General features: G+C 59.2%; 19 protein-coding genes and 1 pseudogene. 2 read left to right on the plus strand and 18 right to left on the minus strand.

Translation table 11 applies throughout. The features are described 5' to 3' along the window. Positions 1-164 precede the first annotated feature (164 nt). The 13 genes and pseudogenes from JCM12296_RS04270 to JCM12296_RS04325 all read right to left on the minus strand — a co-directional run bounded on the left by JCM12296_RS04270 (position 165) and on the right by JCM12296_RS04325 (position 13,511). A complete protein-coding gene (locus tag JCM12296_RS04270) occupies positions 165-749 on the minus strand; it encodes a PilZ domain-containing protein (protein ID WP_054690277.1) in 585 nt (194 codons plus the stop codon). Continuing rightward, the gene (locus JCM12296_RS04275; RefSeq protein ID WP_054690280.1) at positions 746-1,807 is read right to left on the minus strand and encodes an NAD-binding protein; all 1,062 of its coding nucleotides are present in this window, start codon (positions 1,805-1,807) and stop codon (positions 746-748) included. The genes JCM12296_RS04270 and JCM12296_RS04275 overlap by 4 nt, the downstream gene beginning before the upstream one ends. A 95-nt stretch (positions 1,808-1,902) precedes the next feature. Next, positions 1,903-2,100 carry a potassium channel family protein gene (locus JCM12296_RS04280; RefSeq protein ID WP_054690282.1) on the minus strand — a complete coding sequence of 66 codons (198 nt, stop codon included), beginning with the start codon at positions 2,098-2,100 and terminating at the stop codon, positions 1,903-1,905. A gap of 179 nt (positions 2,101-2,279) precedes the next feature. Continuing rightward, on the minus strand, positions 2,280-2,780 hold the full coding sequence (locus JCM12296_RS04285) for a PocR ligand-binding domain-containing protein (protein ID WP_054690285.1): 501 nt from the start codon (positions 2,778-2,780) through the stop codon (positions 2,280-2,282). Positions 2,781-2,849: 69 nt separating this feature from the next. After that, entirely contained in the window at positions 2,850-3,890 is a 1,041-nt protein-coding gene (locus tag JCM12296_RS04290) for an NAD-dependent epimerase/dehydratase family protein (protein WP_246803971.1), read from the minus strand. Beyond that, positions 3,887-5,295 (minus strand): annotated as a pseudogene (locus tag JCM12296_RS50135) (fatty acid CoA ligase family protein). The gene JCM12296_RS04290 and the pseudogene JCM12296_RS50135 overlap by 4 nt, the downstream one beginning before the upstream one ends. Further along, positions 5,241-5,582 carry a hypothetical protein gene (locus tag JCM12296_RS48860; RefSeq protein WP_306303953.1) on the minus strand — a complete coding sequence of 114 codons (342 nt, stop codon included), beginning with the start codon at positions 5,580-5,582 and terminating at the stop codon, positions 5,241-5,243. Before JCM12296_RS48860 ends, JCM12296_RS50135 begins: the two are co-directional and overlap by 55 nt. 12 nt (positions 5,583-5,594) lie before the next feature. Then, positions 5,595-6,506 (minus strand): alpha/beta fold hydrolase, encoded by a 912-nt coding sequence (locus tag JCM12296_RS04300; protein ID WP_054690289.1) that lies wholly within the window; start codon positions 6,504-6,506, stop codon positions 5,595-5,597. Then, the gene (locus JCM12296_RS04305; protein WP_054690291.1) at positions 6,503-6,964 is read right to left on the minus strand and encodes a hotdog family protein; all 462 of its coding nucleotides are present in this window, start codon (positions 6,962-6,964) and stop codon (positions 6,503-6,505) included. The genes JCM12296_RS04300 and JCM12296_RS04305 overlap by 4 nt, the downstream gene beginning before the upstream one ends. After that, the gene (locus tag JCM12296_RS04310; RefSeq protein ID WP_054690294.1) at positions 6,964-8,991 is read right to left on the minus strand and encodes a hotdog family protein; all 2,028 of its coding nucleotides are present in this window, start codon (positions 8,989-8,991) and stop codon (positions 6,964-6,966) included. Before JCM12296_RS04310 ends, JCM12296_RS04305 begins: the two co-directional genes overlap by 1 nt. Then, positions 8,963-11,299 carry a hypothetical protein gene (locus tag JCM12296_RS43460; RefSeq protein WP_306303955.1) on the minus strand — a complete coding sequence of 779 codons (2,337 nt, stop codon included), beginning with the start codon at positions 11,297-11,299 and terminating at the stop codon, positions 8,963-8,965. Before JCM12296_RS43460 ends, JCM12296_RS04310 begins: the two co-directional genes overlap by 29 nt. Further along, on the minus strand, positions 11,188-11,577 hold the full coding sequence (locus JCM12296_RS35880) for a beta-ketoacyl synthase N-terminal-like domain-containing protein (protein ID WP_218187964.1): 390 nt from the start codon (positions 11,575-11,577) through the stop codon (positions 11,188-11,190). Before JCM12296_RS35880 ends, JCM12296_RS43460 begins: the two co-directional genes overlap by 112 nt. Next, positions 11,487-13,511, minus strand: coding sequence for a beta-ketoacyl synthase N-terminal-like domain-containing protein (locus JCM12296_RS04325; RefSeq protein ID WP_281491924.1), 2,025 nt, complete (start codon positions 13,509-13,511; stop codon positions 11,487-11,489). Before JCM12296_RS04325 ends, JCM12296_RS35880 begins: the two co-directional genes overlap by 91 nt. A gap of 333 nt (positions 13,512-13,844) precedes the next feature. Between JCM12296_RS04325 and JCM12296_RS04330 the strand changes: the two genes are divergently transcribed. Next, positions 13,845-14,750, plus strand: coding sequence for a universal stress protein (locus JCM12296_RS04330; RefSeq protein ID WP_054690306.1), 906 nt, complete (start codon positions 13,845-13,847; stop codon positions 14,748-14,750). Here JCM12296_RS04330 and JCM12296_RS37840 read toward each other — a convergent pair. From JCM12296_RS37840 to JCM12296_RS43475, 4 genes are all read right to left on the minus strand, one after another. Beyond that, entirely contained in the window at positions 14,689-15,141 is a 453-nt protein-coding gene (locus JCM12296_RS37840; protein ID WP_157067367.1) for a hypothetical protein, read from the minus strand. The two genes, JCM12296_RS04330 and JCM12296_RS37840, sit on opposite strands and share 62 nt — an antisense overlap. A gap of 138 nt (positions 15,142-15,279) precedes the next feature. Beyond that, on the minus strand, positions 15,280-15,648 hold the full coding sequence (locus JCM12296_RS43465) for an MFS transporter (RefSeq protein ID WP_246803972.1): 369 nt from the start codon (positions 15,646-15,648) through the stop codon (positions 15,280-15,282). Continuing rightward, complete coding sequence (locus tag JCM12296_RS43470) at positions 15,609-15,989, minus strand: MFS transporter (protein ID WP_246803973.1); 381 nt, start codon at positions 15,987-15,989, stop codon at positions 15,609-15,611. The genes JCM12296_RS43465 and JCM12296_RS43470 overlap by 40 nt, the downstream gene beginning before the upstream one ends. Before the next feature lie 13 nt (positions 15,990-16,002). Continuing rightward, complete coding sequence (locus tag JCM12296_RS43475; protein ID WP_246803974.1) at positions 16,003-16,536, minus strand: MFS transporter; 534 nt, start codon at positions 16,534-16,536, stop codon at positions 16,003-16,005. A 35-nt stretch (positions 16,537-16,571) separates the two neighbouring features. Here JCM12296_RS43475 and JCM12296_RS04340 point away from each other — a divergent pair, with 35 nt between their 5' ends. Further along, positions 16,572-17,573: a J domain-containing protein gene (locus JCM12296_RS04340; RefSeq protein WP_054690310.1), complete on the plus strand. Its 1,002-nt coding sequence runs from the start codon at positions 16,572-16,574 to the stop codon at positions 17,571-17,573. Between the two features lie 71 nt (positions 17,574-17,644). Here the strand turns inward: JCM12296_RS04340 and JCM12296_RS04345 are convergent, their stop codons facing one another. After that, entirely contained in the window at positions 17,645-18,226 is a 582-nt protein-coding gene (locus JCM12296_RS04345; protein WP_054690313.1) for a hypothetical protein, read from the minus strand. Positions 18,227-18,389: the final 163 nt, after the last annotated feature.

Consider the following 18,389-nt stretch of genomic DNA (forward strand, 5'->3'; position numbering starts at 1 on the left):
TTAAGATTAAATGGGCAATATAGCCATCTGCGGACTCAAAGCAAGGTTCGAAGTCGGATTTAATTTTGACGGATTCGTAAAAAACCTGAAAAAGCGTCACGGCCGATTCAGTCGGCATTTTCCCTTGATCGGGTGTCCCGGTGATGAACCGGCGATCTCTTCCTTCAGCATCGGACTGATCGCCGGTCGAGGCCCTTGATTTTTTGCAGGGCGATGTAATCCCGTTGCTCAGCCATCAGCAGGGAGGGGGAAAGGGCGCAATGGAGCTTAAGGACCGTCACGTCGGTCGTCTCCCGGACGACGACGCCGTTGATCGGTGCACTACGGCCACTGTCGAAAATGATTTCTCCCAGTACGGACTGTCCCTTTCCATAAACACCGGAACTGGCCAGGCAGATACCATCCTCGGACACATCCAGCACCGGGCAGGTGAACACCGGCGCCGACTGCGGATCGCCAATTTTCTGAACGAAGACAGGGGTGGGGGGCGTTTCATAGTGGATTCGGTAGGCCTGACGGTTTTCAGCGGCAAGGTCCCCATGGCGATGGACACCATCGGCCGTCCGGGACCAAGGCCGTCGAATCAACCGCCACAGCGTGATCAGGGCAAGCATCGTACTGATTAAGAGGGTGGTGGTGAAGTAATAGCGTCCATGGGCGGTCGTTCTGAAGTAGGATGCGCCCCGCAAAGACCACGTTGTCAGGATGATTGCCAAACTGAGCAAAAAGGTGAGGAGATGGGCTTTCATGATGGCTCTTCCGAAATGATGCGGATGACCGTATTGATCACCTCATGGGCATCCGGGCTTTTCACCACCACGGCATCGGCGCCGGCGGAAAGCGCCCGCTGGCGGGTGGCGTTGTTGTCATCGGCGGTAAACAAAATCAGTCGTGTATTCTTCAGTTCAGGGTTCTCGCGCACCCGCGTGCAGATGTCGATCCCCGAGAGAACCGGCAGCATAAAGTCAATCACGGCGACTGTCGGGCGGAGGCGGTGGATCAGTTCCAGCCCCGAGGTGCCATCGGCAGCCGTGTGGGGAATAAACCCCGCTTTCTGGAACAAACGGGTATATAATTTGACAATCACCGGGTTGTCGTCGACGATGACCACCTGCCGGTTGGCGTCGGATGGTTGTTCGGCGGCATCCGCCGCGTCAGCCGTGGCACGAATCACCAGCAACGCATCGCCGGACTTGAGCATCTCCTGGGCTTCGGGCATGAGACGGTCGTGGTTTCGCCGGCGCAATCCCAGGACCGGCCCCGAGAGCTGTTCGGCGGCTTGGGCGACCGTGGCGCCGATCAAGGCACTGCCCGCATTCAGCGGGATCCAGCGAGGCGCGTTGACCGGGTTCGTTGTCAGGCAGACGTCATTCCGGTGACCGGTGGCCAGAAGCATTTCCCGGGCAATCTGGGTGCCTGCGGTGGTAAAAGGTGAGATCACCGTGTCCGCACCGGCTTTATGGAGTTTGCTTTCCACCTGGGGATCATTGGCGCGTGCGATAATACGCAGGGTGGGGTTCATTTCGCGGGCGGTGAGCACCAGAAAGACGTTTTCAGGATCGGAACCCAGCAGCGCCAGAAGCCCCCGGGCCTGTTTGATGCCGGCATCCAGGAGGATCTGCTCCCGCGTGGCGTCTCCTTCCAGGTAAAGATATTTCTGATCCTTTCCCAGATCGGCCGCAGGCACCTGATCCACGACCACGAAGGGTGCCCGTGCGGCGTTGAATTGGTCGGCTGCCGCGCGGCCCACGCGGCCAAAGCCGCAGATGATCTGGTGCCCTTTCAGCGATTGAATTTGACGCTGCATTTTTCTTTTCTCCGCACGTCCACTCCAGGTATTTTCGAGCAGGGATTCCCCCAATGCCCGGCCGGCAAGCGCAAGCCCCAGGATACTACAGAAGATCAGGCAATCGAGAATGCCTGCCCTTTGGGCGAAAGCGGTATCACTTCACCGTAGCCGACCGTGGAGATGGTGATCGCCGACATGTAGAGCCCCTGGAAAAAAGTATATTTTTCCAGCAGCATGTAGCCAAACGTCCCACCCAACAAAATGGTGAAAAAAATCCCAACCGCAAAAAAGATCCGTTTGCGCGTTCCCATTTGCCTGCTCGTTAAATTATTCGGTTGTGAACCTTGAGTCAGTATCGGCGGAAAGGGGATTGTTCTTGAGGTGGGGAATCCGCAGATTGGTGGATGGAGATGCCAGATCCCGGTGTCCGATGATGTCAATCGTCACCGGGATTTGGCATTAACGCGCGATATTCAACCGTTGCCGGGCGTCAAGCCGCGGCAACAACCGATTCGATTTTCTCCCAGATGAACTGGGCCACTTCTTCGGCCGAGGTGGTTTCGATCACGGCCAGATCCTCGCAAAGGGCTTCTACGGTGTCTTCTTCAATCTCTGTTATTTTATTCACCAGGAAGGCATCCACCTCGCCATCCGCGGGCAGAAGACCGCATGCCCCCACGGCACCGATAAACTCGCCATCCATGATAATCGGAACCACGATTTTCATCAGGCCGGCATCGCAGGCCTCGATGACCGGTTTGCCTTCTTCCTTGGCTTGATGGGCCAAGTTCATGTGCGCCACGGCGCAGATGAAGGCCTGCCCCTTGTCCGTGGCCTTGATGGCCGGGCAGAGGCGGTTGACCCATACCTTGTTGTCGGTAATGCGGATGCCGTCGGTGTTGAATACATTGGATTCCAGGCCCGAACGGGCATGAATTTCCTTTTCCAGTTCGACCCATTTTTCGAGGGGCAGCAGATCGGTCAGTTCCACGGTGTCACTCCTTGGGGTTGATGTCGCTCGGCGTCGGACAGGACGGCTTTCTTTGTTAGCATTGATCCCCTACGAGGGAAAAGGGCTTTCCGCCAGCCAGGCCTTGAGACGCTGCATGCCGGTATCGATGGAGATGCCGGCGGTATAGCCCAGATCCCGTTTGGCCGCCGAAATGTCAAACCAATGGGCCGTGGCCAGTTCGCGGGCCACAAAGCGGGTCATGATCGGTTCATGACGGATGCCGAAAAGATGATAGGTCCCTTCCAGCAGCGTTCCGATAGCATAGGCCATAGCGGGCGAAAGGGTGCGTGTCACCGGCCCTTTGCCGCCGGCGGCCAAAATCCGGTTGACCATCTCCCACAAGGCAATGGGCGCATCGTCACTGATGAAATAAACCCGGCCGGACAATTCCGGATGATGCTGCAAGGCTTCCATGGCCAGCAGGTGGGCGTGGGCGGCGTTGTCGATATAAATGGTATCCACCCGGTTGCGGCCGTCGCCCACCTGTCGCAGACGGTGGGATCGGGCGATGATGCGCGGTGCCAGATGATTGTCTCCCGGACCCCAGATCAGATGCGGCCTGAGCGTGATCGTGCGCAGTTGGTCATCGGCGGCAGCGCGCACCAGCTGTTCGGCCATGGCCTTGGTCCGTGGGTAGTGGGCATGGTAGCGGGTCGGGTAGGGGACCGACTCGTCAATCCCCGCCATGTCCTTGCCATTGAAAACCACGCTGGGACTGCTGGTGTAAATCAACATGGGGACCCGGCAGGAACGGCAGGCGGTGATCACATGGCGCGTGCCGGTGACGTTCACCGGGTAATAGGCGTCGGCCGGGCCCCAAACGCCGGCCTTGGCGGCCACATGGAAGACCGCATCCTTTTCGCGCACGGCGTCTTTAACCGCCCCGGCATTTACGATATCACCGCGCAACTGGCGCACGCCCAGGGCATCCAAATGCGGATGCGAGCGACGCGAAAAACTGGTCACGCGGTGCCCTTGGGCAACCAGTTGACGGATGATGGCGCTACCGAGGAAACCACCGCCACCGGTCACCAGGATGTTTTTGGATGAACCGGTACCGGGTGTACGAAATGCTCGCATACGGGTCATGGTGAAGCCGTTTCGGTTCGAAGTTGCTTGGCGGCCCACACGGCCAGCTTTTCCCTGAAGATTTTCGAGTTGTGGCGGATGTCCACCGGAAAGGCGCGGTGAAACAAGATCGTTTGGATGTCTTCGGTGATCGGGCTGCCTTTGGCCAATTCCAGAAGCTCATTTTTCAGCTGGGTCTTGTTTTTGCCGTTGTCCCTGGGCTCCAGCTCGATGCAGATCACGGGATGCTGCCGGCCGTCTGTTCCCACACCGACCAGGGCACTGCGGAACACCCGGGGGTGGTTGTTGAAAATGGCCTCGCAAGGAATGGTGAAAAGGGTACGTTTTTCGGTCACGACGCGTTGGTTTTTACGTCCGCAGAACCAGATGCGTCCTTTTTTGTCCATCCAGCCCAGATCGCCCATGCGGTGCCAGAAACCGGTATCATCATCGTTGATCTTCGATAGGGTGTTATCCTTGGGCCGTTCATAGTACCCGCGGGTGACTTGGGCGCCGCGCACCGCGATCTCGCCGGTTTCCCCGTCGGGCACGGCCAAATCATCGGTCCAGGACGCGATCGGACCATCACTGATGCGGATGATCCGGACGTCCACACCGCTGATCGGTCGCCCCACACACATCCCGAATCCCTGCTCACTGAGCTTGCGGGTTTCATTGAGGATTTCATGGCTGCCAAAGGCACTCACCGGCATGGCCTCGGTGGCACCATAGCCGGTATGGATCTGGGCTTCATCGGTCAACATGCTGCTAAACCGTTCGACGATCGCCGGGTTTGCCGCGCCCCGGCGGTGATGACCCGCTTCAGGGTCGGCAGTTTGATGCCTTTTTCCTGACCATAGCGTCCCACCCGGTTGAGCAGGGCCGGGGAGGCGAACATGTTAGTGACCCCATGGTTGCCGATGGCCTCGATGATTTTTTCCGGGTTGACCCGTGCCGGTTGGGTCGGGTCCATGTCCGGAATGATCGCGGTCATGCCCAATGCCGGATCGAAGAGAGCAAAAAGTGGAAAGGTCGGCAGATCGATGTCGTCGCTGCTGATGTCGAATTCGGCCTGAATATTTCGGACTTGGGCATCGAAGATCCCATGGGTGTAGATCACCCCCTTGGCCGGTCCGGTGCTACCGGTGGTGAAAAGAACCGCGGCGATCTCATCCGCTCGCGTGTCGGCCATGGGATAGGGCTCCCATTGCGTTTGGCGCACCTGGCGCAGGGTCGTGCCGCCCCAGAACCAACGGCTTCCCACGGTGACCACCACGCTGACGCTTTTGAAAAAGCGGGGCGCCAGAACCCGCAGCACATGCGCTTGAGGAATGCCGACCAATGCCTGGGCCTTGCTTTCCGCCAGACAGTTCAGCATGCGGGCGATGCCCATGCCAGGATCGACGATGACCGGTACGGCCCCCACTTTGAACAGGGCGAATACCAGGGCAAAAAATCGAGACTGGGCTTGACCATTAAAATCGTACGGATTCCCCGGCTGATTCCGATCTTGTCCAATCCCCAGGCGATGCAGTCCGATTCGATATCCAGCTGCCGGAAGGTCAGATGCGTATAGGCCACGCGTCCCTGGCGGTCCCTGCCACACGGACAAACGACCGCGCGTTTGTAGGGCTGGGTCCGTGCCATCTGGTGGAGATAGGTGGCCACATTGACGATGGATCCGGTTGATGCGGCTTGCGGCGTTAAATCCATCTCAAACATCCCCTATCGCGGGTTTCGTTTCAAAAAATCCTGTACCCGTTCAATCACCATTTCGGGTAAGTCTTCATTCAGATAGTGTCCGGCATGATCGAACAGATGGTGCTCTGCCGAGGGAAACCGTCGGCACCACGCCTGATAATAATCCGTGTCAAACACAAAATCGTGACGTCCCCAAAGAATCAGCATGGGCAGATGGGCCAGACGGGGCAATCGTTGTTCGGTGGCTTGAACGATTTCGAATCCGGCATCACGGGGTGACAGCGGGATATCCTGGACAAATCGCAGGGTCGCCAGACGATTGTGTGGACAATGATACGGTGCCAGCAGCCCCCGTCGGACGTCGGTGGAAAGCCTGGTGTAGGGTGCCATATGGATGGCTGCCCGGGCAAACAGGTTGCCATGCAACACGGCCGGTGTGGCAAACCAGCTCAGGTTGCGAATGAGCCACAGGCGCAGGGGAAGCCGCTTTTGCCCCGGCGGTGAAAAGGCTGCCGTGTTGGTGATGATCAGCCGGGCGACCCGCTGGGGATGGGCCGCGGCCCAGGCCATGGCGATCATGCCGCCCCAGTCGTGAACCATCAGGGTGATCCCGGTCAGATCCAGGTGGTCCATCAAGGCGCCAAAATCCGCCAGGCGGTCCTTCAGCCGGAAGCCGTACCGGGTGGTGTCGGGTTTGGCCGACAGCCCGCAGCCCATATGGTCCGGGGCAATGGCACGATAGCACGGCGAGAGGGTTTGGATTACCCGGCGGAAATAAAAAGACCAGGTGGGATTGCCATGCACCATGACCACCGGTTCGCCCTGACCCTCGTCCACGTAATGGTAGGCCAGCCCGTCGCGATCCAGGAAATGGGACCGGAACGGGTAAAGGGGTGCATAGTTGCGTGGATCGACGGAATGGCTCAAGGTTTTCATGATGGTGTATCTTCGGCCACGGGAACCAGGGCCAGTTCAAAATTTTCCATTTTGTAGATCGGCAGGCCATCCACCCAGAGCAAGCCGTCGGCCCGCATCACCGGGGCAACGCCATCCCGAATCGCGGTGATGACCGCTTCAACGGTGACCATTTTGTTTTTCTGGATAATCTGCCCGCGGTAACTCCAGTTGTGGCGGCTGTCTGGTGACAGGCAAAAGCGGTGGGTCGCGATCCGTTCGGGCCAACGCTTTATTGCCACAGTTTTAAGCAGTTGTAAAAAGGATTCGACGCCGAGGGAACCGGGGCACACCGGATCCTGGAAAAAATGAGCCTTGAAAAACCACTCCTCGGGATCGACCTGTTTGCTGCCGCGAATGTATCCCAGGCCGGCAGCGCCGCCGTTCGGCAGATATGCATCGATGCGATCGACCATGAGCAACGCCTTGCCGGGCAGCATCAGGCGGTCGGTGGTGGTCGGCAGCCTTCGGCATCCGCTGGCGTCAGCGGTGTAAGGCTGGGCAACGATTCTCCGCCCACGTCGGTGCCGGCGTAATCCGCCAACGCTTGAACCAAACGGTCGGCCCTGCCCAAGCCTTTTTGCTGGCCGAGGGCCTGGGCCGAGAAAAAGCCGAAATAGGTATCACCCATGTAAACCGGATCGCCACTGGCGAGTACCTCGAATTCGAAATTCTCGATGATCATCTCGGCGGCTTCACTCACCTTGGTCATGCGACAGCGCATGGTCAGGGCGCCGGTGCCGGGTGTTACCGACCGGTGCAGGATGCCGCTTCCGCCCAGATTGCGGAACTTCAGGTCCTGCTGACTGTGCAGGGCCGAGCCGGCATAGGCCGCCAGCCAGCCGCAGGGTTGCAGGGCGATTTCCAGCAGCACGCAAAAGGGCATCACCCCGCTATGGTCGGCGGCGAAGTACCATTCGCCCGGAGGGACGTCGTATTCGGCGGTCACCCATCCATCGGCCTTGAGTTCCCAGGGCGGCGGCTCCACGTGGCTTACCCGATCCATGAAACAGTACGGTGGGCCGGGCAGACGCGCGATGGTGCGCTGACGGTCGAACACGCGGTAGGGTTCGCCAAACGCCTCGGAGGGATTGCCCACGGCAAAGGCCAGGATGGAAGCCCGGTCATAAAGCCGCGTTGTGGACGGTGCCTTCGGCGGTTGTAAGGGTTGAGATGCCTGTCGCTGCCACAGGGCCTCGATTTCGGCCATGCTTACCCCGGTCATCTTCATGGACATGCCCTTGAAAAAGACGATGGGGCGCCCGTCGGCGGACATGTGCGCATCGGCGATCACATAGGGCTCGGGGGCCATCCCGATTTCGCTGATCTGGATCTCGTAATGCACGTGGGCGGTTTTGGGGGTCACCGGACCACGGCATTTGAGACGCGCCGGGCTGCCGATCACGGGTTCATAACAAACGCCGGCCTTGTCCGTCACCCATCCCATGCGTTGGAGGAAAACACGCAGGGTATGGGCGCAGCATTCGTACATGAGCGTACCCGGCATGACCATGTCGTCCACGAAATGGCAGGTCAGGAACCAGTCGTCCGGATGGATGTCCGCCTCGGCGCGGATCAGCCCCAAACCATAACGCCCGCCCTGGGGATCCAGGTCGAGAATACGATGGATCAAACGCATGCGCCCATCGGGAAGCCACAGGGAAGGGGCCAGGGCGATGCCGGCGAAGCGCTCGCCAAAACAGCCGGCCAAGTCACCGCGACGTAGGGCTTCCACTTGGTCGTCGGTGTAGGCTTCACGGACCATGGGCACCATCGGCCGCCAGCCCGGCGGACAGGTGCCGGCGATGGGACGCCGTTCCGGCTCGGTGAGGATTATCCCCCCCGAGTTTTCCACCTCGGCTTCGGTGAAGAAACCGGCACACCCGTCGCGCATGGTGATCAGATGGTCATCGCCGATAACCCCTTCGAAACGGAAGAAAAACATCCAGGTATCGCCTTGACGCACGAAGCGGTCGATGGCGATGTCGTAGCGAATCGTCTCTCCCGGCCGGGGAAGCCCCCGGTGAAAGGTGATCTCGGCGTCCAGCAGGCGATAGGCCCGTTGCCCCTTCACCCGATGGTCGATGCCCAGGTAGGCGCTGAGAAAAAGATCGGCCTGACCGGCCTCGACGCTGATGCACACCGGTGCGCGATCGCCATCCAGGTACCAGGCGCCAGGCAGGACATCGTGTTCGGTAACCACCCGCCCCGACTCCATGGAAAGCATCTCGCCATCCACGGAAAGGATCCGATCCACCAGCATCAAGGGCTCGTCGGGCAGACGCACCCGCACCCGGTAGGTGTCCACCTCATCAAAGGCCGGTCCCAGCATGCGGCCCACGCTGCCGATGGCGAATTGCATGCACATCTCGCGATCAAAGGCCACGGCGGGTGTCGGGGGGGCCGGCGTTTCGGCAAAGGACGGTGCTTCCGGTTGCTCACCGGGAGGCGGGACAATGCGTGCCATTGGCGGCATCACCACCGTTTGCGACCCGGGCACCCAGACCCAAGAGGCGGTTTTGCAAATCGAAGGCGTCGGCGAAACTGCGGGACAGCTGGCTGGACAAGTCCAGAAATTGCTCATGGGCACCGGCCGTGGCGGCCATGTTTTGCTCTGCCGTGTCCATGAGGGTCGCCCAAAGGGGGGCGTCGTGGCGGACTGGAGCAGTGTTTTCCGGTGGCGTCGGCGGTGCCGGTATCGGGTTCGTTTGCGGTGCCACCGCAGCCGATGTTTTTACTGATGACGACGGCGGAGAAGGTTTGGGTGCCCTGGGCAGTTGCGGCGCAATGGCCTGGCCTCCCACGGTCACGCTCACCGTGGCGGTGGTGCCATGAAGGGGGATCGGCGCTGTCGTCTCAGGGTCATCATAAAGCGGCTGCAGATCCAGCGGTACGCGCTCCACCGTCAAGCGGGCCAGGCAGCGCAAAAGCCCCGTCCATTCATCGTCGGCACGGTGGTTGGCGGCCACGGCCAGATGGGGGCTGTCGTCCAGAATGCGATCGATCATGCGCGAGCACGAGGCCCGCGGGCCGGCTTCGACAAAAATGCGGATGCCGTCTGCATAGGCCTGTTGAATGGTTTTGGGGAAATCAAAACCCGCAACCGCCTGGTGCTCGATGGAATCGGCGATGGCGTCGGCCGTTACATCATAGGCTTTCGCCCAACTGCAGCTATAGACGGTCAGCCCCGGGCGGGGTGTTGTCGGGAAGTGGTGCAGATCCCGATAGGCCTTGGCCACCGGTCGGGCCGCGTCGCAATGCACCGTGACGACGCCGTCCAGAAAGACGGCCTGGCAATTCAGCACGGCAATGGCCTGCTCGACCGCCACGCGCGTTCCTCCGATCACGCACTCATCCGGTGAATTGATGATCAACAGGCGCACACGGGGAGTGCTGTCAATGACGCGATGGACCTGATCGGCGGTACGGTTGACCACCGCCACAGTCCAGTCCACCGTTTCCCCGGCCGGGATTTGCCAGGCCTGGCGCAGGGCGTGGCAAGGACCGGCCAATTGGGTGGAAAACAGGTTCGTGGCCTGCATGCGGGCCAGCATATCGCCGCGATCGGCCCATACGCTATGGGCGAAGAGGGCGGCGGATTCGCCCAGGCTGTACCCGATGATGGCGTTCGTGGGAACGGCAAAACGGTTGAGAATCTGAGTCATCAAGCCGCCGTACACCACCTGGCCGAAGATCATGTTGAGGATATCGTCTTTGAGTTGGCGTTCGGCACGCGGTTGCCATCCAGGGGACCAATCCCGACCCCAAGGCATCAGGTGCCAGGGACGCATCTGGGTCAACAGGCGTGCCGTACCTTGATCCATGCCGGCCACGATATCGGGAAAACGCAAGGCCAGATCACGCCCCATGCCCAGGTAATGGTTGCCCGATCCCGGGTAGACCATGGCGATACGGGCCTTGGGCCCCAGGGGATCCTTGCGGTAAAAAACCTGTCTGTCCAACGGATCGGGTTGGCCGGACGTTACCGCCCGTCGTGCCCGGGATAGGATGGCGGCACGATCGCTTTCGTCTTTCAGCAACAGGGCCACGGCCCGGCCGTGGGCAGAGTCCGGTGCTTGCGCCTGGTACCATTGCCGGGCGGCGGCAGGGATCGACAACCGGTCGGCGGTTTTGAGATGGGTTTCCAGGCCACTCAATCCTGCCATCAGCTGCTCGGCGGAATCGCCAGTGACCACAAACAGCCCCACGGCGTCACGGTTCACGGTCGGCAGGCAAAGTGCAGATAGGGCCGGATCAACGGTCTCCTCTTCCTGAAGCAGGACATGGGTGCAAGTGCCGTCCATGGTGATGGTGCTGGAGAGCGCCGTGCGGGGCCCCTCCTCACGGTTGCGATACCAGGGTTGGGATTGCCGGGGAATGTGAAACGGTATCTCGAAATCCATGGATGGGGCCGTCTGCGTAAAACCCGGCAGCGGAGGAAGCGTGCGGTGGTGCAGACAAAGGGCGGTCTTGGCCAGTGCCAGGAGACCGTCGGCGGCGCCGGTATGCCCGCAGATCGACTTGACGCTGCCAAGTGCAATGGCCCGTTCGGCACCGCGATAGGCAGGACCGCTGAAAAATGAGCCCAGGGCTTCTATTTCCATGCGATCCAGGTCGGGCTGGGCCGCACCATGGGCCTCGACATAGGCGATCGGCGTCGTGGTCAGGATGGCGGACCGGGCAAAACAGCGCCGCAGCGAGCGGGTATAGGTGGCCTTGCTGACACGACCGCTGGCCGGCGAGTCACCACCGGCGCTGCCGATCCCCTGGATGATCGCGTAAATCCGGTCCCTTTGGGCGCGGGCAAGGGAAAGGGGCTTGAGTACCAGGCCACGGCCGCATCGCCGGGCAAACTGCCGTCGGCCGATGCATCGAAGGGGCGGACATGGTTTTGACGCGAAAGCGGCAGCATCGAATCCCGGCGAACGACGTTTCGGCCCTCGCCACCCAAATCCACGGCCGTTACCAGCATGGTTTCTGCGTCGCCCTGCTGAATCCGGTCCACGGCCACCTGAAGCGCTTGAATGCCCGAGGCGGCATCCGCGGAAACCACGAAACTCGGCCCTCCGAAACGAAATTCGCGGGCCATGCGGCTGGCCACGATGCCCCCCAGGCGCCCATGACCCTTGGCGCGGTCAATGGCGGTCCACAGGCATCACGTAGCTCTTCCAGCCATCGATCCAGCGCCTCCCCAGACGTCGGCAGGGCATACCGATCGCGCCAGGCCTGGATGGCCGGGAAGAGTTGCCAGCGCAGATGAAAATTGGTCGCTTCGAAATCGAAGTTGATGCCGACCACCACCCCCATGGCTTCACGGGCCTCGCGCAGGGCCAGGCCGGCGTCGGTCAAGGCGGCAGCCCCGGTTTTAAGGGCCAGCAGTTGCTGGGGAAGGATGCGGTCGATTTCGTTGGGCGGTATCTGGAACTCGCCGATGCCCACCTGAAGCGCGTCGATGAAGGCCCCATGGGGATCTGCACCCTTCAATGCCGAGGTAAAGGTGGCATCGGTGCCTTTCCAGCGCCCCGATGGGCGCTGGCCAATGGCGCTCTGACCCTGGAAAACAGCCGTTTCGAATGCCTTTAAACTTTCAAGTGAACCGGCATGCACCGCCATTCCGACGATGGCGACCGGTTCAGGCGGGTGTTGCGGCTGAATTTCATGCACACTGGCGGCTGTTTTCGTGGTTTTCGTTTCGGCCGGCCACTCCTCGAAAAGTGCATGGGCATTGATACCGCCGAAACCAAAGGCGCTGACGGCCGCCCGGCGTGGCAGACCCGCTTTCCGGGGTGTCCATGCAGCAGGGGCCGTTTGCACGCGGAAGGGGCTGCCGGTCAACGGACTATCCGCCGGCGCATGCTCAAAATGGATCGAGGGTGGCAGGGTCTGATGCCGCATGGCCAAAAGGATCTTGATCATGCCGGCAGCACCGGCGGCGGTCAAAAGGTGCCCGATCTGCGATTTCACCGAGCCGATGGAACAGCTTTGCGGCGCGGCCTCTTTTGATGCCCATAGCGCCAGCATGCTTTGGATTTCCGTGGTGTCGCCGGCCTTTGTTCCGGTGCCATGGCATTCGATCAGATCCACATCCGTCGGTTGCCAGTCGGCGGCACGGTAAGCCGCCTGCATGGCGCGGACCTGACCCCGGCTTTCGGGCGCCAAGAGGTTGCCCCGCATGTCGTTGGAAAGACCGATGCCGTGGATCACCCCCCAAATGGTGTCCCCCTGGGCAATGGCATCCGCAAGGCGCTTCAACACCAGAATGCCCACACCCTCGCCGACCACCAGCCCGTCGGCCCGATGATCGAAGGGAGCGCAACGTCCCGACGGGGAGAGCGCCTGAAGCTGACTGAATCCGGTTTGGGTGTAAAGGCATTCGGGGCGTGAAACCCCGCCGGTGACCACCATGTCGGTGCGTCCGGCAAGCAGGCTGTCACAGGACAGCTTCAGCGCGTAAAGAGAAGACGCGCAAGCCGCATCCAGGGTAAAGCAATTACCGCCGAATCCCATTTCGGCGGCCAATAGGGCCGCCGGCAGACCATCCACGCGGCTGGCCAGGGCTTCATTGCGGGAAATCGTCATCGGCTGCTGGGTGTCGGAGTTAAAAAGACGATCTTCAATGGCCCGGCCAAGCAGCTTTCTGGAGAACGCCGAAGCGCTGTCAGTGGGCAGAGCAATGGCGGCCAGAATCGTGTCGACGCGGGCGTAATCCACATCTGCGGTCTTGCAGGCATTCACGGCCCGTTTGCCGGCGGTCAGGGTCAACTGGTGAACCGGATCCAAATGCCGGGTCAAATCCGCATCCAGAGAAAAGGCCTGGGGGTCGAAATCAAAATCCGTAATCAGGCAGGCATGATCCGAATACGGTCGATCCGGTGCCAGGGGGAGTGTGAGCCGATCTTCCCTGGGGGCGATCCAGCGGGATGCCGGTACCGGCCGGGATTGGTTCTCCCCGCCCACGATGTTGCGCCAGAAGGTCTGCAGATTCAGGCGCCGGGAAAAATCCCGTCCAGCCCGACAACGGCAATCAAGGGTCGTTTATCCATCATTTCAAATAGAAATTGCTCCGAACGCTTCCGAAAACCGTGAAACACCGATCATTGCGCTATCCTTCAAATCGGCTTCGCCAAGAACCCAGATACATATCCGCTTCACGGATTTAACGCAATGCTCAATGGCAGATTTTACAGCGATTCGGCATTGTCATCGTACGTTCCGAAGCGCGTGCGAAGGGTTGGGGGATTTGTTTTGACAGGATTACGGGCTAGCGATATTCTCTATTTGGGATACGGGAAGGATTCAATCCAGAAAAGGAGGGAAACCATGAAGATTCATTTCCGACGCATCCTTTGTGCCACCGACCTTTCCGAATTTTCCAACCAAGCCGTTCTCCAGGCGATTGGAATGGCCAGGGAGTTCGATGCCAAATTATTTATCTGCCATGTGATCGATCTGCCCATGGTCAGCATGCACGGTGCCGCCTTTGTCTATCCGGACAACCAGATCGAGGAGATGAAGGCCGGGGCCATCGCACAAATCCGGGGGCTGGTGGGCAATACCAAGCTTTCCTGGGAACCGGTGGTGGAGAGCGGTCCGGTATCGACCACCCTATGCCGCCTGGTAACGGACAAGCACGCCGACCTGGCCATTGTCTCCACCCATGGGAGAACGGGAATCAGGCGGCTCTTTCTGGGCTCGGTCACCGAACGGTTACTGCGCACCATTGCCTGCCCGCTGTTGGTTGTGACCCCACCGGAAAAGGCCGGCACCGGCGAGCCGGCGTTCAAGGGATTTGGCTTCAAGCAGATTCTGGTGGGCTGTGATTTTTCCGATGATTCGGGAAATGCCGTTTCCTATGGATTCAGCCTGGCACAGGAATTCCAAGCGGCCATCCACCTGGTGCATGTGGTGGAACCGTTTGTCTATCGGGATACCATGCTCCCCGAGACCATGGAAACCGACACCATTAATACCGTCCGGGAGGCTTCCCAAAAGCGAATGGAAGCCTTGGTGCCCGATGAGGCGCGCAACTGGTGCGATGTCCACATCGCCTGCGAATCAGGCAAACCCTTCATGGCCCTGAAGGCTTATGCCGATGCGCATCAGATCGACCTGATCGTTCTGGGGGTGCGCGGTCACAGCCTGGTCGAGACCATGCTACTGGGGTCTACCACGGATCGTGTGATTCGCGGGGTGGCCTGCCCGGTGCTGTCCGTGTGTCCGCTTTAAAGCGGTGGATGGATCGCAAGTTTATCGGGTGGCCGGAATAGCCTTTCTTGATGTGCCGGCGGGGGGGATGGGGCCGTCTGGCGTAAATCAAGCGCAGCATCGCCGCATGGGCGATCTGCCGTAGTTCCGGGTCCTGGATGCCAAGCAGGATTGATTTTCTCCAGCTGATCAGGGACCAGAGCAGGATCACGATGCCACAGCCACAGAAAAGCAGGAGATAAAGCGCGATTTGAAGCGGAATGATGCTGGCGACAGAGAAGAACAGAAGCGTGAACGATGCGGACCACATGTAGATTCTTATCCGGCTGGCAAGAAAATCGTGGTGAACGAGGGTCCAAATACTGACCCGCGCCAAGAAAGTGCCTTGTTTGGCAGGGCTTGCCCTTTTCATGGCTAACCTCCTTTGATTATCGCATTGAAATTTGCCTCCTTTCTCAATCCTTGATTCCGGCCGTGACATCAGTGTCCCTTCACGGCCGGAACTTATCGATCTGCCTTAAAATCAGTATAGGATTAGGCAGATTGTCTGTCAATCACCGGCGGATGGTGCCGGCGCTTTCGGAGAGGATTTGTCGTCGGGTAATTGGAAAACGAAGGGCAGGCCGATAAAACCGATGAGGGCAAAAATAATGAAGGTCGTTTTCAACCCAATGACGTCTGCGGCCATGCCGACGATGACCACCACGGCCGAACGCGCCAGGAAAGAAATCATCATGAACAGGCCGTTGGCCGCCGACGGGCTCGTGCCGGCATTTTCCTGAACCAGGGCCAGCATGACCGGTGTGGTGGAAAGCAGTGTAAACCCGGTTAATACCAGCATGGCGTAGGCCGCCCAACCATCTACCCAGACAAACGCCATCAGCGATGCCGGGGCACCCACCAGGGATAAGCCAAGCATGCGTCGCCGTCCCAACCGGTCGCTGAGGCGCCGGCCACCATCACACCGGCCACGCCGGCCGTCTCGTAAATCGTGAGACCGGCGCCGGCGAGCCACAGATTCTTGGAATTCATCAGGATGAAGGTGGGTAAGAAGGACGCCATACAGCCGTGCATGAATCCTCTGGCAATCAGAATGCCGGTAATCGGCTTGAGAACGGCACGCATGTCGCGCCAGGTTTGCAAGATGGGGACGGGTGTGCGTTTGGCCGAGGTCACCGGAAGATCCCGGGTATTGACGTATAACAGCACCGAGCAGATAAAACTGACGCCCATCACCGGGTAAAAGCCTTCCAGCCCCATCAGGCGACCAAACTCACCGCCGCCATGGGGCCGGCTGCACGGGCGGCCTCCCCCCCGACCATGAAAAAAGACATGCCCAGCCTTTGCGTTGGCCGGCCATGCGTGCGACCACCACCGGCGCGGGAACATGAAAAATGGACACGCTGATACCGGCGAAGAGCATGAGGACCAAAAGGACCGAAAATGTCGGTGCCACGCCGATCAGGCTCATGGGGATGGCCGTAAGCGACGGTGCCAGCACGAGAAACCAGCGGACGCTGATACGATCGGCCAAGGCCCCGATCCATGGATTGAGCAGTGCGGGCAATTGCATGACGGTCGAGAGAAGACCGGCTTGGGTCAGGTTGAGAGAAAGCTTTTCGATGAGTAGCGGCAGCAGGGGTGCCAGGAAAGCGGAGTAAACATCGTGTATGAAATGGGCGATGGAGACGGCCAGAACACCCTGCAGGTTGAAACGAGCATCGGAAGATGATGGCTGGGTGGGGGTAGGGGACGTGTTTGCTGACGTCTGGATTGTATTTTTGAATCGTGCGGTTATGTTGTACATAAAACCTCTCATCCAACAAGCGAGGACGGTGACGGATGTATCTTGCCCGTATTCCCGATAGGGCCTTGGGTTATCGCTATCTGATTCGTCAGTCGTATGCCGACACAACATGTTATCGCAGCCGTGACCTTTTCGATTTGGGACAGGACCCGGCGCGCTTTATCCACTATCCGGGCGGCAATGGGTTTTATATTGACGACCTCGTTTTGGAGACCATCGGCGAGCGGGGTGTCCCGGTAACGCAGGCGGAAATCGAGGCCGTTTTTCTCCCGTTCATCGATCCACAAATCCGGCGGGTGATCGACGCCTTTGATCGCGGATCGCGCCATCGTGAGCGGGCAAAGGATACCTGCATGCCCAAGGAGCGGTTCCATCCCTTTGACCGCTACCGGCTGTTGTGCCTCAAACTGGGACGGGTGAATGCCCGTGCCATGGGTTGCATGCCGGATCATCTTTACGCAAATCTGCAGGAAAAATCCCGGGACGAGATCGAATACGATTTCATTGCCGCCGAACGCATCCTCAAGCCCCATGAACTGGCCCACTACACCTATCAGATTTTTGACCTTCAGTCGTGTTTTACGGAATCCTTTGCCCGTAGTCACCCCGAGGTGCTCGACCAGGAACAGATGGATCGGTTTTTCATCGATCGTCTCTGCCGGCTGAACCGGGATGATATTTTCTGGTCCGGTTGTCAACGGTCATCCCATCTGCATCCGCATTTAGTCCGTTATGCCCTGATGTATTTCGACCATACTTTTCCGGTCCGCGACCCCACACACGCTTTTTTTCAAGATTTCATGAATCGCCACCGGCTCCACCGTCCACCGCAAAGCGTTCAACTCAGTCTGGCGGAATCGGCCAGCCTTTTCGGTGTAACCGTTGAAGTCCTGAAGCGGATGGATTGCCGTTCACTCACCCGCCAATATCGCAAATTGGCCAAGCAGCATCACCCCGACAAAGGGGGCAGTCCCGAACAATTCGTCCGCCTTACCGCCGCCTATCAAAAACTTGTCAGGCGTAAATCCAGGATGTAGGCGTTTCCGGTGAAAATAAAAGGGCGCCGCTGTCATCACCGGCGCCCTGGATGATCAATTTTTTGATTTTGTTACGATTGCGGCGGTGCCGCAGGCGGGGTGGATAGCATCTTTTCCTCGTAAGTGGAAAGCAGAAAAAGCGTCGCCAACGGCTGGGTGAAGAGAATACCGATGAAAACACTGCCACCGATGGTGGTGATGGCCAAATAGATAATCACGATCACCACGTGATCGACCAGTTGTCCTTTTCGGGCCATGGCGTAACTCTCCTTGATGGCATCCATAATCCCCAGGTTTCGGTCGGTCATCAGGGGGATCATATAAATGCAGCAAAAAGTGACCGCCACCACCACGATCAGGCCGGGTATAAAGAACATCATAAAACCGATGGAGCTTACCACGAACACCGCAACGCCGAAACCCAGGAGCGGCAGGAAAAGCTTCATATGGGTGAAAAGATCCTGCATTTTGGGCTCACGGCCGTTGCGTACCAGCAACAAGAGACTCTGTGTGTATCCGGCCAGGGCCACGGGTGCCAGAATCCCCAGGGTAAGGGTGCTGATACCCACAAACACCAGGGTTAAAAGAATCAGGGAAACAATGTTGCCAAGGGTCAAATTCCAGGCAATTTCGATATGTCGCTTAAAATCCATGGGTTCTCCTGAATGGGTAAAGGTTAATCATGTGGCCGCCCTAAACGATCCAGACCAATTTTTGATAAACACGGTTTGTGGGTATGGTAACCTATGCACTGGAACAGATGCTGGCATATAGCGGTTTTAAGCCGATCTTGTCAACCTTGACAGCGATTCGAAT

This window comes from Desulfosarcina cetonica JCM 12296, assembly GCF_001311845.1.
GTDB classification, from domain to species: Bacteria; Desulfobacterota; Desulfobacteria; order Desulfobacterales; family Desulfosarcinaceae; genus Desulfosarcina; species Desulfosarcina cetonica.

Coding starts and splice junctions, on each gene's coding strand:
- JCM12296_RS04300 (WP_054690289.1), bottom strand. CDS start 6,506: ATGAAAACCTTGAGCCATTCCGTCGATCCACGCAACTATGCACCCCTT.
- JCM12296_RS04275 (WP_054690280.1), bottom strand. CDS start 1,807: ATGCAGCGTCAAATTCAATCGCTGAAAGGGCACCAGATCATCTGCGGC.
- JCM12296_RS04340 (WP_054690310.1), top strand. CDS start 16,572: ATGTATCTTGCCCGTATTCCCGATAGGGCCTTGGGTTATCGCTATCTG.
- JCM12296_RS04280 (WP_054690282.1), bottom strand. CDS start 2,100: ATGGGAACGCGCAAACGGATCTTTTTTGCGGTTGGGATTTTTTTCACC.
- JCM12296_RS48860 (WP_306303953.1), bottom strand. CDS start 5,582: ATGGATTTAACGCCGCAAGCCGCATCAACCGGATCCATCGTCAATGTG.
- JCM12296_RS04330 (WP_054690306.1), top strand. CDS start 13,845: ATGAAGATTCATTTCCGACGCATCCTTTGTGCCACCGACCTTTCCGAA.
- JCM12296_RS04345 (WP_054690313.1), bottom strand. CDS start 18,226: ATGGATTTTAAGCGACATATCGAAATTGCCTGGAATTTGACCCTTGGC.
- JCM12296_RS37840 (WP_157067367.1), bottom strand. CDS start 15,141: ATGAAAAGGGCAAGCCCTGCCAAACAAGGCACTTTCTTGGCGCGGGTC.
- JCM12296_RS04290 (WP_246803971.1), bottom strand. CDS start 3,890: ATGACCCGTATGCGAGCATTTCGTACACCCGGTACCGGTTCATCCAAA.
- JCM12296_RS04270 (WP_054690277.1), bottom strand. CDS start 749: ATGAAAGCCCATCTCCTCACCTTTTTGCTCAGTTTGGCAATCATCCTG.
- JCM12296_RS43470 (WP_246803973.1), bottom strand. CDS start 15,989: ATGGGGCTGGAAGGCTTTTACCCGGTGATGGGCGTCAGTTTTATCTGC.
- JCM12296_RS04310 (WP_054690294.1), bottom strand. CDS start 8,991: ATGGCACGCATTGTCCCGCCTCCCGGTGAGCAACCGGAAGCACCGTCC.
- JCM12296_RS43475 (WP_246803974.1), bottom strand. CDS start 16,536: ATGTACAACATAACCGCACGATTCAAAAATACAATCCAGACGTCAGCA.
- JCM12296_RS43465 (WP_246803972.1), bottom strand. CDS start 15,648: ATGCTTGGCTTATCCCTGGTGGGTGCCCCGGCATCGCTGATGGCGTTT.
- JCM12296_RS04305 (WP_054690291.1), bottom strand. CDS start 6,964: ATGCTGCCCGGCAAGGCGTTGCTCATGGTCGATCGCATCGATGCATAT.